Genomic DNA, 15,182 nt, shown 5'->3' on the forward strand with positions numbered 1-15,182 from the left:
TGATGGTTGCGCTCACATAGCGCCATTTTCATCCGAATTCATGCAGTACCCATAAACAGGACACTCCCATGCTTGCAGGTATGCCTTCACTTTCACACAGCGAACAGGAACAGGCCGCCGACCGTATCCGTGAGATGATGGCCGGTGGAATGAGCAGTGGTGAAGCCATTGCTACGGTAGCAGAGGAAATTCGCGCTAAACATAAAGGCGATCGTGTAACCGCTATTTTTGACGACGAAGACGAATAACCGACACGCTACTCAGTCATAAATTATGTATATAACAATGCGATGAAAAAACGGGCCCTTTTGCTGGCCCGTTTTTATTACTTTGAATCTGGGGCTAAAATTAGCCTTTCACGATCACTGCCGCCGCAGCCTGCTTCGCAGTTTCAACCGCTTGCTCTACGTTGTCACCAATCGACAACGCCACGCCCAGACGGCGTTTACCACTGATTGCTGGTTTGCCAAATAAACGCACCTGATTTGATCCTGTCAGCGCGTGCTCCAGCCCGCTAAACGAGACATTGTTGCTGTTTAGCTCCGGTAAAATGACGGCTGAGGCCGCCGGGCCAAACTGGCGGATCAGCCCGATAGGCAGTCCGAGGAAGGCGCGGACGTGCAGAGCGAATTCAGACAGGTCCTGAGAAATCAGCGTCACCATGCCAGTGTCATGCGGGCGTGGAGAAACCTCACTGAATATCACGTCATCGCCACAAATAAACAGTTCCACGCCAAACAGCCCTTTACCGCCCAGCGCCTTAACCACGTTGGCTGAGATCTCTTTGGCGCGTTGCAGGGCTAGTTCACTCATCTGCTGCGGTTGCCAGGACTCGCGGTAGTCGCCATCTTCCTGACGGTGGCCGATAGGGGCGCAGAAATGAATCCCATCAATGGCGCTGATGGTCAACAGAGTAATTTCGAAATCAAATTTAACCAGCCCCTCGACGATCACTCGTCCACCACCGGCCCGGCCGCCTTGTTGAGCGTACTCCCAGGCTTGCAGCAGTGTCTCTTCGCTGCGGATCAGGCTTTGGCCTTTACCGGATGAACTCATCACCGGTTTGATGATACATGGATAGCCAATCTCATTGACCGCCGCACGGAACGAGGCTTCGTCATCGGCAAACTTGTAGGTTGAGGTCGGCAGTTGCAATGTTTCGGCGGCCAAACGACGAATACCTTCGCGGTTCATGGTCAGACGCGTCGCTTGTGCACATGGCACCACGTTGTGGCCCTGTTTCTCCAGCTCCACCAGCATACTGGTCGCAATAGCTTCGATTTCAGGCACGATGAAATCAGGACGCTCGCTTTCGATGACCTGTTTTAGTGCTTCGCCGTCGAGCATATTGATCACATGACTGCGATGAGCGACTTGCATCGCCGGCGCATCGGCATAGCGGTCAACGGCAATGACCTCCAAACCAAGACGCTGGCATTCAATGGCCACTTCTTTACCCAGTTCGCCAGAGCCCAATAACATCACGCGAGTTGCGCCAGAGCGCAGTGCAGTACCGATGGTTAACATAGCTTCGTACCCTGATCTGTGGTGGTGGGAAATGCACACAGGCGGCAGCGTTATAAGCTGTGAACGCCAGTTGGCCTGAAACAGGTCGGCAGTATTATATATGAAAAAATTGGCAACGAAAACGATTGCGCAGCTTCCGGCGGGTGGCTCGCGTAAAACTCTGTGCGGTTTTTTTTGTGCGTCTGGTTCAGCGGATAAGGCAGTGAAGTCACGTCTCTGTTATTATTTATGCCAAACCATGGCGTCATGTTTTCTGCCGCTGCCTCGAATTTTCTGCCTTATATAAAGAGTTATCGCCTTGAGCACGCATTCATTTTCTGTCCTGACTTTGCCCGTTGAGCAACTTTCTAACTTGTCTGAGCTGGGTTACGCCGAAATGACGCCGATTCAGGCCGCGTCGTTGCCAGCCATTCTGCAAGGGCAGGACGTCCGCGCGAAAGCCAAAACGGGCAGTGGCAAGACGGCTGCCTTTGGTATCGGTCTGTTGGATAAAATTATCGTTAGCCAATTTGTCACCCAGGCACTGGTTCTCTGCCCAACTCGCGAACTGGCCGACCAGGTGAGCAAAGAGCTGCGCCGGCTCGCGCGTTTCACCCAAAACATCAAAATTCTCACTTTGTGTGGCGGTCAGTCTATCGGGCCACAGCTCGAATCGCTGGTGCATCCCGCGCATATTATCGTTGGCACGCCGGGCCGTATTCAGGAGCACCTGCGTAAAGGCACACTCAAGCTCGACCAGTTGAAAGTGCTGGTACTGGATGAAGCTGACCGCATGCTGGACATGGGTTTCAGTGAAGATATTGAAGATGTAGTGAGCTACGCACCGCAGGATCGCCAGACATTGCTGTTCTCTGCAACTTACCCAAGTGGCATTGAGCGCATCAGTAATAAATTTCAGCGTCAGCCTTTGAATGTTGAAATTGAGGGTGAGGATGACATTGCGGATATCAAGCAGGTGTTTATTGAAACCGAACGCCAGCAGCGTCTGACACTGTTAACGGCGGTGCTTTATCAGCATCAGCCAGCCTCCTGCGTGGTGTTCTGTAATACCAAGCGTGACTGTCAGGAAGTGTACGAAGCGCTAGAGGGCAAGGGTATCAGTGCGCTGGCGCTGAACGGCGATCTCGAACAGCGTGACCGCGATCGTGTGCTGGTCCGTTTCTCCAACGGGAGTTGCCGCGTTCTGGTGGCTACGGACGTTGCGGCGCGTGGTCTGGATATCAAACAGTTGGGTTTGGTCATTAACTACGAATTATCTTTTGATCCGGAAGTACACGTTCACCGCGTAGGCCGTACCGGTCGTGCTGGTACCAGTGGCCTTGCGGTCAGCCTGGTCACGCCACAGGAAATGGTTCGCGTGCACGCACTGGAAGATTACACCCACCAGACCGTAGTCTGGCAGCCTGCAGCGCAGGTACTGTCTTCTTCGCCGGTGGCGCTGGATGCCGAAATGGCTACCCTGTGTATTGACGGTGGCCGCAAAGCCAAAATTCGTCCGGGTGACATTCTGGGTGCACTGACCGGCGAAGCCGGGCTAACGGCGGCAGAAGTGGGTAAAATCGATATGTTCCCGATTCATGCCTATGTTGCTATCCGCCAGAAGAGCGCCAAAAAAGCTCTGCAACATTTGCAGGAAGGTAAGATTAAAGGGAAAAACTGCAAGGCGATTATTTTACGCTAATGTAGCCATCATACTTGAGATTGTATCCGCATTGATGCGCCCTAATCACTTACGTAGGTAAGCGAGCGAGCGCATTGGCTTGCTGACGTGGTGCAACGCCAATGAATTTGGTCATGTGCTTAATGTACGGCCTTCATGTTAACGTTGTGTTATGTCCTTGTTCGGGATTATTATGTCCCCGTTAACGATGACCCTTTGCGGAATAAGGATATTAGTCCATCCAGTGGTCACCAGGGATTGAAAATAGCGATCAGGAGACGGTACATGAAAACAGTAATAGTTGGCGCATTAATAGCAGTGGCTGGATTGAGCAGTGTGGTGCATATCGCGCAGGCGGCGGAAACTGAAAACCGAACCGCGACTATCGCGCCGTGCAGCAATGCCAGCAAAGATGAAATCGCCGCGCTGGTGAAACGTGATTTCCTGCAAAACCGCATCACCCGATGGGATGCAGATAAGAAAATCCTTGGCACCTCAACGCCGGTGGTATGGATCTCACCTGACAGCATTACGGGTGACAATGCCAAATGGAGCGTTCCGGTTAAAGCACGTGGTGATCACACCGACAAAACTTATCCGGTTACGCTTAATTGCCAACTGGGCGAAATCACTTACGGTAACCCGCAATAATCTGCTAAATAGCTTACCTTAGCGTCGCCATGGCCTTGCCTGTCGGCGTTTTTTGTATGCTTTCCATTCCCGTCCTATTCCCCTTACCGCTTGGTTTACCTGCATAAACCTGTCACTCTGGTCGCACAATCAAGAACATTGAGATAAGGCGAGATGATGACACCACCGAAGGCTGAAAAACGCCCAAAAATGCTCACCATTCATGGTGAAAACCGCATCGATGACTACTACTGGCTGCGCGACGATGACCGCACCGATGCCGATGTCCTAAATTATCTCACTGCCGAAAATGCCTTTACTGAGCAGGCTTTACAGCCGTATCAGGTGCTGCGTGAAACGCTATATGAAGAAATGGTGGCGCGCATTGCCCAGCAGGATCACTCGGTGCCTTACGTGAAACAAGGTTTCCGTTACCAAACCCGCTACGAGCCGGGCAATGAATATGCTATTTACCTGCGCCAGCCTGCTGCCGAAAGTGAAGCATGGCATACGCTGATTGATGGTAATGAACGGGCCAGCGACAGCGAGTTTTATACGCTCGGTGGGTTGGATATCAGCCCGGATAATCAGCGCATGGCGGTATCGGAAGACTTCCTCTCCCGCCGTCAGTACGACATTCGCATCAAAAACCTGACGGATGACAGTTGGGCTGATGATGTGCTGAAGAACACGTCGGGCGGCAGTGAGTGGGCCAATGATTCGCAAACGCTGTACTACGTGCGCAAACACAAGAAAACCCTGCTGCCGTATCAGGTTTATCGTCATACCGTTGGGACTAACCCTAAAACTGACCAGTTAGTGTATGAAGAGAAAGATGACACGTTTTATGTCGGGCTTGATAAAACGACCTCAGAAAAGTACATCTTGATCCATCTCGATAGCACTACGACGTCAGAAGTGCTGCTGCTGGATGCCAGCGATCCGCAGGCTACCCCACAGATGTTCCTGGCCCGACGTAAAGACCACGAATATGCACTTGACCATTATCAGGGGCATTTTTATATCCGCTCCAACCGAGATATCAAGGCCAGTAAAGATGGCAAAAATTTCGGTCTGTACAAAAGTGCGGATAACATTGAGGCGCAGTGGCAAATGCTGATCGCGCCGCGTGATGCGGTGATGCTTGAGGGCTTCAGCCTGTTCCGTGACTGGCTGGTGGTGGAGGAGCGCGAGCAGGGGCTGACCCACTTGCGACAGATCCACTGGCAAAGTGGTGAAGAAAAATCGCTGGCCTTCGATGACCCGACCTATGTTACCTGGCTGGCTTATAACCCCGAGCCTGACACCGCACTGTTGCGCTACGGCTACTCATCAATGACTACGCCAAGTTCATTGTTCGAACTGAATCTGGATACCGGCGAGCGTACGCTGCTTAAGCAGCAGGAAGTGAAAAATTTCGATGCGGCGAACTACTGTAGCGAACGCGTCTGGATTGACTCACGCGACGGCGTAAAAGTGCCGGTTTCACTAGTGTACCGTCATGATTTATTCAAAACCAACAGTAACCCGCTGATGGTTTATGGTTACGGTTCTTATGGCAGCAGTATGGATCCCGCCTTCAGCGGTAGCCGCCTGAGTCTGCTGGACCGTGGTTTTGTGTTTGCTTTGGCGCATATCCGCGGCGGTGCGGAGTTGGGTCAGCAGTGGTATGAGGATGGTAAGCTACTTCACAAAATGAACACCTTCCACGACTTTATCGACGTGACCAAAACACTGGTGGAGAAGGGATATGGCGATGCCGGTCAGGTGTATGCGATGGGGGGCAGCGCGGGAGGCTTGCTGATGGGGGCTGTGATCAATCAGGCACCAGAACTCTACCGTGGCATTGTGGCGCAGGTGCCGTTTGTTGACGTGGTGACCACTATGCTTGATGAGACCATCCCGCTGACCACCGGAGAATATGACGAGTGGGGCAATCCGAATGATAAAACTTTCTACGATTATATTCTGCAATACAGCCCGTATGATCAGGTGAAAGCGCAGGATTATCCGCACATGTTGGTGACCACCGGTTTGCATGACTCTCAGGTGCAATACTGGGAGCCAGCCAAGTGGGTGGCTAAGCTACGGGATGTAAAAACGAACGATAATCAGCTGCTGATGTATACCGACATGGATTCAGGGCACGGCGGTAAGTCAGGGCGTTTCAAGGCTTACGAAGATATTGCACTCGAATATGCCTTCGTGCTGGCTCTGGCGGATAAATAAGTAGCCAATTCTACTGCAGGCAGCTTCCATTTTATTATGGGGGCTGCCTTATTTAAGCGGTTCTACTTAGACAAATAATGTTCGATGCTGAAACGCATATCCCCGCTTAACGCCTTGATGGACTTCAACATCCAGCGCAGATAGTCCGGATCCTGCTCTGCGATGTCTTCAATTTTCTGCCCGCGATATTTGCCAAATTTCAGCATCCGCAACAAAACAGGGCAGTTACTGATCTCCGCCATCTGCTCAGCGGTCCATCCTGAATCGGCGATAATTCTTTGCAGCAATGCCGCCATCAAGACCGCAGGTTTCCGTATCAATAACCCGGAATGTCATACCTGATTTCTCCTTTTAGCCGGCATTACGCTGCCAGCGTTAAGCGTTGTATTTCTCCCAACCATCCTGCGTCAGTTTTTCGGGCAATGGCCAATGCGTCGCCGCTATCAGGTGCTGCAATTATCAGATGGCCAGTCTCATCCCAGATAGCGCTTTGACCTCCAGGCTCCCAGACGCCCGTGGGCGCGCAATGATTAGCCAGCACAACGACCATGCGGTATTTTTCAGCATAACGTTGCAACATGCTGCTTTCCAGCGGATAGCTTTTTTTCGTGATGAGTACACCCGCTGCATATACTGTCGCGCCAGTGTCGGCGGCATGCTGTGGGTGAGAGTCAGAAAGGATATCGGCACAAATCGCCAGGCCAATCTGATGCTGTTGCACCTGCAATAATGGGCCACCCTGACCGGCGGTAAAGATAACCGCTTCCTGGTCATGTAAATGCTGTTTGGTATAAGAATAGAGCGTGCCGTCAGGCGCAAAAACAATTGCGCCTATATATAAGACGTCAGCATCGCTGGAGCGCAGCGGTGCGCCGCACACCAATGTCATTTTGTGTTTCATTGCGCTTTCACGAAGGTGAGCCAGGCGCGGATCCTGAAGTGTTATTGCCAGTTGATCAGCCATCTCCGGTTCGTAACCCGTGAGCGACAGTTCAGGAAACAGCAAAAAATCGACGTTATGCGCAGCTGCCTGTTCCGCGGTTTGCAGATGGCGCTGAATATTGTCGTCAATATCACCGGCGGCACAGCGTAATTGAGCAGCCGCAATAATCATGTCATTCATAGCTTTTCCTCGCGAACAGGGCTGAAACTAAACAAAAAAACCCGCTATAAGCGGGTTTGTCTCAATACGAAGCGCAAAGTTTACAAATCAAACGTTACGCAGATGCTTTTTTGGCTTTCTTTTCAGCTTTTTTCTCGGCTGGAGTTTTCAGCGGCTTCTTCTTCGCATTCTTTTTGCTATCCATTCCTTTACTCATGATCGCCTCTCTAAAACCAGTGGATTGGGTTGCTCACCTATTTACTGCTAATTTCCGCCAACATGCAAGAGATGCGGAATGACTTTCGCTCAACTAACTGTTTATATTAAAGTTATTGTCCAGAGCGTGCCTTTTATCGACGTGTTTTTCAGCGTGTACTGTACGCCCATTGTACAGGTTGCACAATTACTGCACCAGCAATCGAAAAAAGCCTTTTTTTTAGTGTTAACAACCTGTTGTTGGTTGACCGCTTCCTTACTATGCGCTGTTATGGCTATAGGCTAAGAACATCGTTGATACTCTAAAAAATATAGAACAGGAAGCACAATGACGAAATTCAAAGGGTTATATCCTCCGAGAGTCGCTTACGCTAGCGGGATGTTGGATACCGGCGACGGTCATCAAATTTATTGGGAACGCAGCGGAAACCCGCAGGGAAAACCGGCTGTTTTTATTCATGGCGGACCGGGCGGTGGCTGTTCGGCGGTACACCGTCAGCTGTTTGACCCGAATGATTATGACGTTATGCTATTTGACCAGCGTGGTTGCGGGCGTTCTAAGCCTCACGCCAGTCTGGACAACAACACAACGTGGCATCTGGTCGAGGATATTGAACGACTGCGTCAGATCGTTGGGGCGGAAAAGTGGCTGGTATTTGGCGGTTCGTGGGGGGCTACATTAGCGCTTGCCTATGCACAAACGCATCCTGAACACGTCAGCGAAATGGTATTGCGTGGCATTTTCACGCTGAGAAAGCAGGAGCTGGACTGGTATTATCAGGAAGGCGCATCACGTTTCTTTCCTGACAAGTGGCAGCGCATGATATCGATCCTGTCTGATCAAGAGCGCCAGGACGTCATGGCGGCCTACCGCATGCGTCTCACTTCACCAGACCGTGCTGTTCAGTTACAAGCGGCAAAAATATGGAGTTTATGGGAAGGGGAGACGGTGACATTGTTACCGACCGAGGAGGCCGCTTCATTCGGTGAGGATGAATTTGCATTGGCTTTTGCGCGCATCGAAAATCATTACTTCACGCATATGGGCTTTATGGACAGCGATGACCAGTTGTTGCAGAACGTTACGCGCATCCGCCATATTCCAGCGGTGATTGTCCATGGGCGCTACGATATGGCCTGTCAGGTACAAAATGCCTGGGACCTGGCGCAGGCATGGCCCGAAGCAGAATTGCATATCATCGAAGGTGCGGGGCACTCGTTCGATGAGCCGGGGATCCTCGATCAGCTTATCTGTGCCAATCAGCGGTTTGCCCGCGGCTAGGTAATGCAGGCTTTACGTCTGTCGGCGAAACGCAGATTATTTTTGTTTAGGTTCGTACGGCAGCCGGGAGAACTGGTGGGATAGCGCGCGGTAATGCGCCACACGCTCACGGAAATAGGCCCGCAGAGGTTCAGGCTGCTCGCGTTCGGTCATTTCTGCCACCACGGGCATATTGTAGCGCTCTTTAAATGCCACGCCGGAAGCTGCAAGATCGATGTTAATCTTGTCCATCTCTTCTTTGGTTAGCTCTGCCAGATTACTGCTCATTATACTTTCCTGAAGTCTCTGTTACGTGTGTACCGGATACGCGTGTATTGTACCCGACCCTGTGGTCCGGGTGAATGCTCAGGCTGGACTTTTACGCTCATGACGCTGCGGACATAGCCAATCTCATTCGCAATAAGTATTGCGGGATGAGAAATAATTTATTTTGATAATGATAACCATTCCAAAATAATAGTGGATTAATTTTCATAAAATCACATGATAATAAACAATACAAAGAATAATAATGATTCTCTTTAATATTTAATCTCCTGTAAATACTTCTCAATAAGATTTGAAGTGAATATTTAAACTCAATAAAAACAATAAGTTAAAATTAATTGTTATTGAATTGGGTATATATGTGAAACGGCTGTTTTTATTTTGTTGGATGAGCGGCATAATGCTTAAAATAATTAATTCATCCTGCTATCACGCCAATTTCATGGAGCTACCATGCTTAAAAAAGAAATGATCGATCAGCTTAACGAACAGCTGAACCTTGAGTTTTATTCTGCCAACTTATATCTGCAAATGAGTGCATGGTGCAGTGATAAGGGGTTCGAAGGTGCTGCTGCATTCCTGATGAAACACTCGCAGGAAGAGATGGGCCACATGCACCGCCTGTTTAAATATGTCAGCGATACCGGTGCGTTGCCGTTGCTGGGTGCCATTTCTGCACCGCCAGTCGAGTTCGATTCTCTGTCTGACTTATTCCAGCAGACTTATGAACATGAGCAACACATCACCAATAAAATCAACGAACTTGCCGATCTGGCGATGACCATGAAAGATTATTCTTCCTTCAACTTCCTGCAGTGGTATGTGGCAGAGCAACATGAAGAGGAAACGCTGTTCAAATCCGTACTGGATAAACTCGGTCTGGTCAGCAATACCGGCAACGGTCTATTCTTCGTGGATAAAGATCTTAAAACCATGGCCGCCCAGATGCCCGTTGTCTGATAACCTGAGTTGAAGAGTAAACCGCAGTGTGTCTGGCATGATAAACGCCAGATGGCTGCGGTTTTTTTGTGCTAAAAGGTGCTAAACGCGGCACGCATTCAGATCATCCCTCCCAACCGCTTAAATTTGACAGACTCACAAGGCTACTTTGCGCTAAAGTTGCGGCGATAAAATCCCTCAACCAGAAAGCTAAGGAAAAGTCATGTCGAAAAAATCCTCATCTCTGTGCCGTGTTCTGGCAACCACCGCCATTCTTGTTACAGGGCTGATATCGCAACAGGCCTTCGCTCATGCGCATTTAAAAACTGAGACGCCTGCCGCTGATACCACCCTCAAAACTGCGCCTACTGAGCTCTCTTTAGGATTCAGTGAGGGGATCGAGCCTAATTTCAGTCAAGTCACGATAACTGGCCCGGATAAAAAAACGGTGTCGACCGGCGCACTGGCACTGGCTGCCAATGACAATACGCAGGCTATCGTGCCACTGACCTCAACACTCAGTGTTGGCAAATACAATGTTTCATGGCATGTCGTTTCCGTCGATGGTCATAAAACGGAAGGGCAGTACAGTTTCACAGTGAAGTAAGCGATGACGCTTGCCACTCTGTTTATCCTGTGCCGTTTTGTTCATTTTGCTTCGCTGATGCAGATTTTTGGCATCAGCGTCATGGTGACATTACTCGCACCTCGCGCTTTTGCTGCAGGATTACTTTGCCAGAATGAACGCCTGCTCACGTTCTCCGCCGGTGTAGCTGCGCTGACATCGATTGGCATGTTGTCCATTCAGGCGGGCCTGATGGGCAACGGCTGGCAAGACTGCCTGAATCTCAATGTCTGGTTGCTGGTGCTTACCACGACCTTCGGTGAGGTTTGGCGTTGGCATCTGTTACTGACGGCTGTGACGCTGCTGGTTTGCTTGATGGGCTGGCTACCCGGACGTGCGGTAATGCTCATGCTGGCTAGCATAGTGCTTGTATTAAGCCTGGCATTAGTTGGACACGCGGCAATGCACGGAGGCCTGCTGGGCATTATCCAGCGAAGCAACCATGCCGTTCATTTGCTCAGTGCCGCTTATTGGTTTGGCAGCCTGATACCGCTGTTGTGGTGTTTACATCACGTTGAGCACCAGGAGATGCGTCCCTATGCGGTCACTACGCTGATCCGATTTTCGACCTGCGGGCACGTTGCTGTGGGGGTAGTTATTATAACCGGTGTACTTAACGGTGCGATTATATTGCAGCGCTGGCCGACGGATTTTTCATCTCTCTATCAGATGCTACTATTGGGGAAAACCGCGCTGGTGGCCTGTATGGTGGGCGTGGCACTTTACAACCGATACAGGCTCGTACCGCTGATGACGGTGAATCCGCAGCTTGCACACCGACGCCTGGTTGCAGCGACCTGGATTGAGATAGGGTTGTCACTGATTGTCTTGTTGCTGGTTAGCTGGTTTGCCACGTTGGCACCGCGTTAAGACCTGACAAATTTTTACCCGTAATTTTGAGAAGAAAATTAAGGAATAATCATGAGGAAGTCACTCCTTGCCTGTCTGCTTATGGCACTCTCCGCCAGCAGCTTGGCTGCACCAGAACTGGCAACGGTTACCCGTTTGCAATATGGCAAAGACTGGGCATTCACCCGTGAAGAAGTCATGCTGCAATGTCGGTCAGGCAAAGCACTGTTTGTCATTAATGACAGCACGCTGGCTCAGTATCCGTTGAATGATGTGGCGAGAGCGCAAGTGAAAGCCGGACAGGTTCAGGCCGTTCCGCTGGAGAAAATTTTGCTTGATGACCCGAAAAATCCAGGGCAGAAGATGAACATCTCACCTTTTATCGCTAAAGCTGAAACGCTCTGTTAAAAGACAAACGACGCCTGATGCTTTGTTGTTAATGCAGTGCTATGAGATTGCTATCACAAAGTGACATTAATTTAGCGTTGTTATTATCACTTAGTTGCAAGTTGGCTGGAAAATAACCAGCACTCAACTACGCTTTAAGTTGTACGGCTTAACCGCCTGTATCAATGCCAACTTTTAGCGCACGGCTCTCTCCCAAGAGCCATTTCCCTAGACCGAATATAGGAATCGTATTCGGTCTTTTTTTTGCACAGCTTTAAAAACAGCAACTTACCGATAAAACAAGTAGTTACATCCCCCTCAGTTATACAGAGTTCTACTGATTAGGACTTTCTGCCGCCACTTTGCCGCCAATGAAACGAGCCAATGGATTCAGATGAATCGCGTCTTCCAGGTGATCGGGAGCGAAATGCGCATAACGCATGGTAACCCTGATGTCCGAATGTCCCAGGATGCGCTGCAAAACAATGATATTACCGCCGCCCATCATAAAGTGGCTGGCGAACGTGTGGCGCAGAACGTGCGTCATCTGACCTTCGGGCAGTTGAATACCCGCCAGCTTGATCACCCGATAAAATTGTTTGTAGCAAGGCGAGAAGGGCGCGCCTTCACGTGCAATGAGTTCGTCATAAAGAGGGCGGGCAAGGGGAACCGTGCGGTTTTTCTTACCTTTGGTGTTGATGAACGTGAGTTTATACGGCGATATCTGTGAGCCTTTTAGTTTTGCGGCTTCATTCCAGCGTGAACCGGTTGAAAGGCAGACTTTAACTATCAGCGTTAACTCTGGATTTCCATGTTTTTCACAGGCCGCCATCAGCCGCAAAATTTGCTCCTGGCTAAGCCATGCCATTTCGCGTTCTGGCTGATCAAATTCCCTGATATTTTCGATAGGATTGGGAAGTGACCATTCTCCCAGGCGTTTCAGTTCGTTGAATACCGCACGTAAAAAAGCATGCTCGCAGTTGATAGTCCCGGTAGATACTTTTCTGGTAGCGAGGCTGGTGCTATAGCCGTTATCAATCTCACCCCGCAATCGCTGATCGCGATAATGCGCCCAGTCTCTCGGTGTAATCGCGCTGGCAATGGGATCACCCATTCCCTTGCTGATGATTTTCAACTTACCTAGCCGTCCCTTTTTATCATTCAGAGAACAGCCGTGCAGGTTGTACCAGAGATCGACTAACTCGCTGAGTTTACGGCGGTCTTCCTTTTCACCCAGCCAGGGCTTATTTTTCGCCTGTTCCATTGTGTAAGTCTCAAAAGAGATCGCTTCACCTTTGGAATCAAACTGTTTGCGGCAGCGCTTGCCTTCGCGTCCGTTCGGATAGCACTCACATAACCATTTGCCTGTTGGCAGTTTACGAACACTCATCACATCCTCCATTGCTGAATGGAGGAATTTAACTGTATATAAAACCAGTGTAAACGTATGATTTAGTATTTCGTATACATGGAAGGGGGGTAATACGTTGAATCAATAAAAGAAAAACCCGCTTTCGCGAGTTTGGTTTTCAGTGCATCTGGAAGGATTGCTGATTGTTTTTGTCCGGGTGGATCGCGACGGCGTGAATGGCGCCCGGCTCAACAATGATGCTGTCGATGGACTCATAGGTTTTGAATGTACAGCTGCAATTGATATTCTGACACTGGTGATAGCGTTCTTTGGTGCTAAGACTCAGGTAACGGCTTGAACGGGCATGAGCGGCTTGCTGGCATTTCGGGCAGTGCATCATTTTAATCACCATGGTGTCAGAGTAGTCATTTTCGCGCATTGTATGCCAAACCTGAAAACATACATCTGGCATTACAGTCTTTTACACATCCGCCTCTGTTGCTTCGTAACTCACATCTGACAGCAGCACCTCCAGTTCAAGGCCGGTGGTGTATCCGCTGTTATTTAGGTTGTGCGTCACTTTGCTGATTATCCACGGCTGCGCGTCGATCACGGATTTAAACCCGGATACCGCTATCGGCGTTTCGGGGAACAGGTCGGCACGGCCACGCGCCAGGGAGATCGAGAACTCGGCGACACCACGCTGCAACTTCTCCCACTTAGATTGTGCGGCACGCATCGCGGCTTTCTTCGTGGCATAAACCGTGGTTATCGAAAACACGTTGTCTTCACTGCCCGCCAGATAGTCACCGGCTTTATCTTCCGGCGCTTTCTGGACTTTGGCTTTCACTTTTTTCGCCGCCGGATGTTGCAGCGCGCGCAACTGCTTAAACTTCGGCTTGCGCTGTAGCTTAACCTTTTTCGGCTTTGGGTCTTTGGTGTGTAACCAGCTTGCCGACACGCCGGTGTAAGCGCCCCGGTCAGCAATATTAAATGTATGACCGTCACCGTCGCTGCGAGTGATCGTTATTTTCGCAATGGGCTTCCCGCTGGCAGTCACCGCCGCACCTGGCTTGATGAACAGCATATTACCGGCCTTGATAGCCACCACTGCGCCATTCAGCTCAGCAAGGCGGGTGATGAATTTCGTATCCGATTCCTGGGTTTGGTCGATATGGGATACCGCCACACCTTTGAATGGCTGAGCCAGCACGGGTTTAAGGTTATTGCGCAATGCCACGGCGGAGACAATAGCCTCCAGCGTGGTGGCGTGATAGGAGTTGTCGCGGCGTGAATTCAGGGAGCCGCGATAATCTGCGCTGCGGGCGCGAAGGGTCAGTGTATCCGGCACACCTCGGTGCTCGACTTCATCCACCGTGAAATCGCCTTTGTTCGTCAACGGCTGACCTTTCCAGCCGAGCGCAATATTGATCACAGCACCTCGCGGCGGCATATCCAAAAGGCCATCAGCATCACTCAGCTCAATGTCGAGCTGGTCAGCGTCAAACCCCCGGTTATCGGTCAGCGTCATGGCAATCAGACGCCGACTAACATCTTGCGTAATGTCTTTCCCGCTAACGGTCACAGTAAAGTCCGGCGCAAGCTGCGCTCCGGCTCCGATAGGCATATCAGTGATCATGACAACAAGCCCCCCAACTGACCGGTTAAACCACCGACCTGATCCAGCAATCCGTCGGCCTGAGTTTTCATATCCCCGAACATGGATGCCAGAGACTCATCAACGCGGGTCAGCGTCAGCGTAAATTCAATCTTGCGCGGCGCGCCACTGGAGAAAAACTCCGTACGCGTTTCGCTAATGCTGTTGACCACAAACATCCCATAAATGGTGCCGCTGCCTTCCAGCAAAGGCCACGCCTTTCCCTGATCCGCCATCAGATTCAGAGCCATCAGGGACAGACGTCCGCCCGTGATCTCAGGCATCAGCACGCCTGACAGCGTCACTTTCTCCTCATTCACACCGAGGAACTGCGGCAGAGGACGCAAGCCAATACGGTTATTCGTGGGCCAGCGATAATCGACGTCACGCTGCAAGCTTTGGTAAGGAAGGGTCTGCAACTGAAACACAAACAGCCCGAGTGTTAACATCATGCCAACTAT

The 15,182-nt window shown here is 50.5% G+C and carries 16 protein-coding genes and 1 pseudogene; 9 read left to right on the forward strand and 8 right to left on the reverse strand.

Annotated features, from left to right (window positions below; genetic code table 11):
• Window positions 1-68 precede the first annotated feature (68 nt).
• Complete coding sequence (locus tag ACMV8I_RS03015; protein ID WP_498863728.1) at window positions 69-248, forward strand: YoaH family protein; 180 nt, start codon at window positions 69-71, stop codon at window positions 246-248.
• Between the two features lie 100 nt (window positions 249-348).
• Here ACMV8I_RS03015 and purT read toward each other — a convergent pair whose 3' ends face one another.
• Entirely contained in the window at window positions 349-1,527 is a 1,179-nt protein-coding gene (gene purT / locus ACMV8I_RS03020; RefSeq protein ID WP_498863729.1) for a formate-dependent phosphoribosylglycinamide formyltransferase, read from the reverse strand.
• A gap of 298 nt (window positions 1,528-1,825) precedes the next feature.
• On the opposite strand from purT, the gene dbpA reads away from it, so the two are divergent.
• From dbpA to ACMV8I_RS03035, 3 genes are all read left to right on the forward strand, one after another.
• Window positions 1,826-3,208, forward strand: coding sequence for an ATP-dependent RNA helicase DbpA (gene dbpA, locus ACMV8I_RS03025; RefSeq protein ID WP_498863730.1), 1,383 nt, complete (start codon window positions 1,826-1,828; stop codon window positions 3,206-3,208).
• Window positions 3,209-3,472: 264 nt separating this feature from the next.
• A complete protein-coding gene (gene yebF / locus ACMV8I_RS03030) occupies window positions 3,473-3,838 on the forward strand; it encodes a protein YebF (RefSeq protein ID WP_498863731.1) in 366 nt (121 codons plus the stop codon).
• A 153-nt stretch (window positions 3,839-3,991) separates the two neighbouring features.
• Complete coding sequence (locus ACMV8I_RS03035) at window positions 3,992-6,046, forward strand: S9 family peptidase (RefSeq protein WP_498863732.1); 2,055 nt, start codon at window positions 3,992-3,994, stop codon at window positions 6,044-6,046.
• 62 nt (window positions 6,047-6,108) lie between these two features.
• Here the strand turns inward: ACMV8I_RS03035 and ACMV8I_RS03040 are convergent.
• Together ACMV8I_RS03040 and ACMV8I_RS03045 are read right to left on the reverse strand one after the other, a co-directional pair.
• Window positions 6,109-6,339 (reverse strand): annotated as a pseudogene (locus tag ACMV8I_RS03040) (exodeoxyribonuclease X C-terminal domain-containing protein); the annotation flags it as partial.
• Between the two features lie 68 nt (window positions 6,340-6,407).
• The gene (locus ACMV8I_RS03045) at window positions 6,408-7,169 is read right to left on the reverse strand and encodes a carbon-nitrogen hydrolase family protein (RefSeq protein WP_498863733.1); all 762 of its coding nucleotides are present in this window, start codon (window positions 7,167-7,169) and stop codon (window positions 6,408-6,410) included.
• A 523-nt stretch (window positions 7,170-7,692) separates the two neighbouring features.
• On the opposite strand from ACMV8I_RS03045, the gene pip reads away from it, so the two are divergent.
• Window positions 7,693-8,646, forward strand: a complete 954-nt coding sequence (gene pip / locus ACMV8I_RS03050; RefSeq protein ID WP_498863734.1) for a prolyl aminopeptidase — start codon at window positions 7,693-7,695, stop codon at window positions 8,644-8,646.
• A gap of 36 nt (window positions 8,647-8,682) precedes the next feature.
• Here pip and ACMV8I_RS03055 read toward each other — a convergent pair whose 3' ends face one another.
• Window positions 8,683-8,913 (reverse strand): DNA polymerase III subunit theta, encoded by a 231-nt coding sequence (locus tag ACMV8I_RS03055; protein WP_498863735.1) that lies wholly within the window; start codon window positions 8,911-8,913, stop codon window positions 8,683-8,685.
• Between the two features lie 453 nt (window positions 8,914-9,366).
• On the opposite strand from ACMV8I_RS03055, the gene ftnA reads away from it, so the two are divergent.
• The 4 genes from ftnA to ACMV8I_RS03075 all read left to right on the forward strand — a co-directional run bounded on the left by ftnA (window position 9,367) and on the right by ACMV8I_RS03075 (window position 11,734).
• Complete coding sequence (gene ftnA, locus ACMV8I_RS03060; RefSeq protein ID WP_498863736.1) at window positions 9,367-9,873, forward strand: non-heme ferritin; 507 nt, start codon at window positions 9,367-9,369, stop codon at window positions 9,871-9,873.
• Window positions 9,874-10,075: 202 nt separating this feature from the next.
• Window positions 10,076-10,459, forward strand: coding sequence for a copper homeostasis periplasmic binding protein CopC (copC, locus tag ACMV8I_RS03065; protein WP_498863737.1), 384 nt, complete (start codon window positions 10,076-10,078; stop codon window positions 10,457-10,459).
• 3 nt (window positions 10,460-10,462) lie between these two features.
• Window positions 10,463-11,347: a copper homeostasis membrane protein CopD gene (gene copD, locus ACMV8I_RS03070; protein WP_498863738.1), complete on the forward strand. Its 885-nt coding sequence runs from the start codon at window positions 10,463-10,465 to the stop codon at window positions 11,345-11,347.
• 51 nt (window positions 11,348-11,398) lie between these two features.
• Window positions 11,399-11,734: a YebY family protein gene (locus ACMV8I_RS03075; protein ID WP_498863739.1), complete on the forward strand. Its 336-nt coding sequence runs from the start codon at window positions 11,399-11,401 to the stop codon at window positions 11,732-11,734.
• 313 nt (window positions 11,735-12,047) lie between these two features.
• Here the strand turns inward: ACMV8I_RS03075 and ACMV8I_RS03080 are convergent, their stop codons facing one another.
• From ACMV8I_RS03080 to ACMV8I_RS03095, 4 genes are all read right to left on the reverse strand, one after another.
• Window positions 12,048-13,103, reverse strand: coding sequence for a phage integrase (locus ACMV8I_RS03080; RefSeq protein WP_498863740.1), 1,056 nt, complete (start codon window positions 13,101-13,103; stop codon window positions 12,048-12,050).
• A 139-nt stretch (window positions 13,104-13,242) separates the two neighbouring features.
• Window positions 13,243-13,464 (reverse strand): DNA-binding transcriptional regulator, encoded by a 222-nt coding sequence (locus tag ACMV8I_RS03085; RefSeq protein ID WP_498864702.1) that lies wholly within the window; start codon window positions 13,462-13,464, stop codon window positions 13,243-13,245.
• Between the two features lie 81 nt (window positions 13,465-13,545).
• A complete protein-coding gene (locus ACMV8I_RS03090; RefSeq protein WP_498863741.1) occupies window positions 13,546-14,703 on the reverse strand; it encodes a phage late control D family protein in 1,158 nt (385 codons plus the stop codon).
• Complete coding sequence (locus ACMV8I_RS03095) at window positions 14,700-15,173, reverse strand: phage tail protein (RefSeq protein ID WP_498863742.1); 474 nt, start codon at window positions 15,171-15,173, stop codon at window positions 14,700-14,702. Before ACMV8I_RS03095 ends, ACMV8I_RS03090 begins: the two co-directional genes overlap by 4 nt.
• Window positions 15,174-15,182 lie beyond the last annotated feature (9 nt).

The sequence above is a fragment of the Ewingella sp. S1.OA.A_B6 genome, assembly GCF_049889095.1.
GTDB lineage: Bacteria > Pseudomonadota > Gammaproteobacteria > Enterobacterales > Enterobacteriaceae > Ewingella.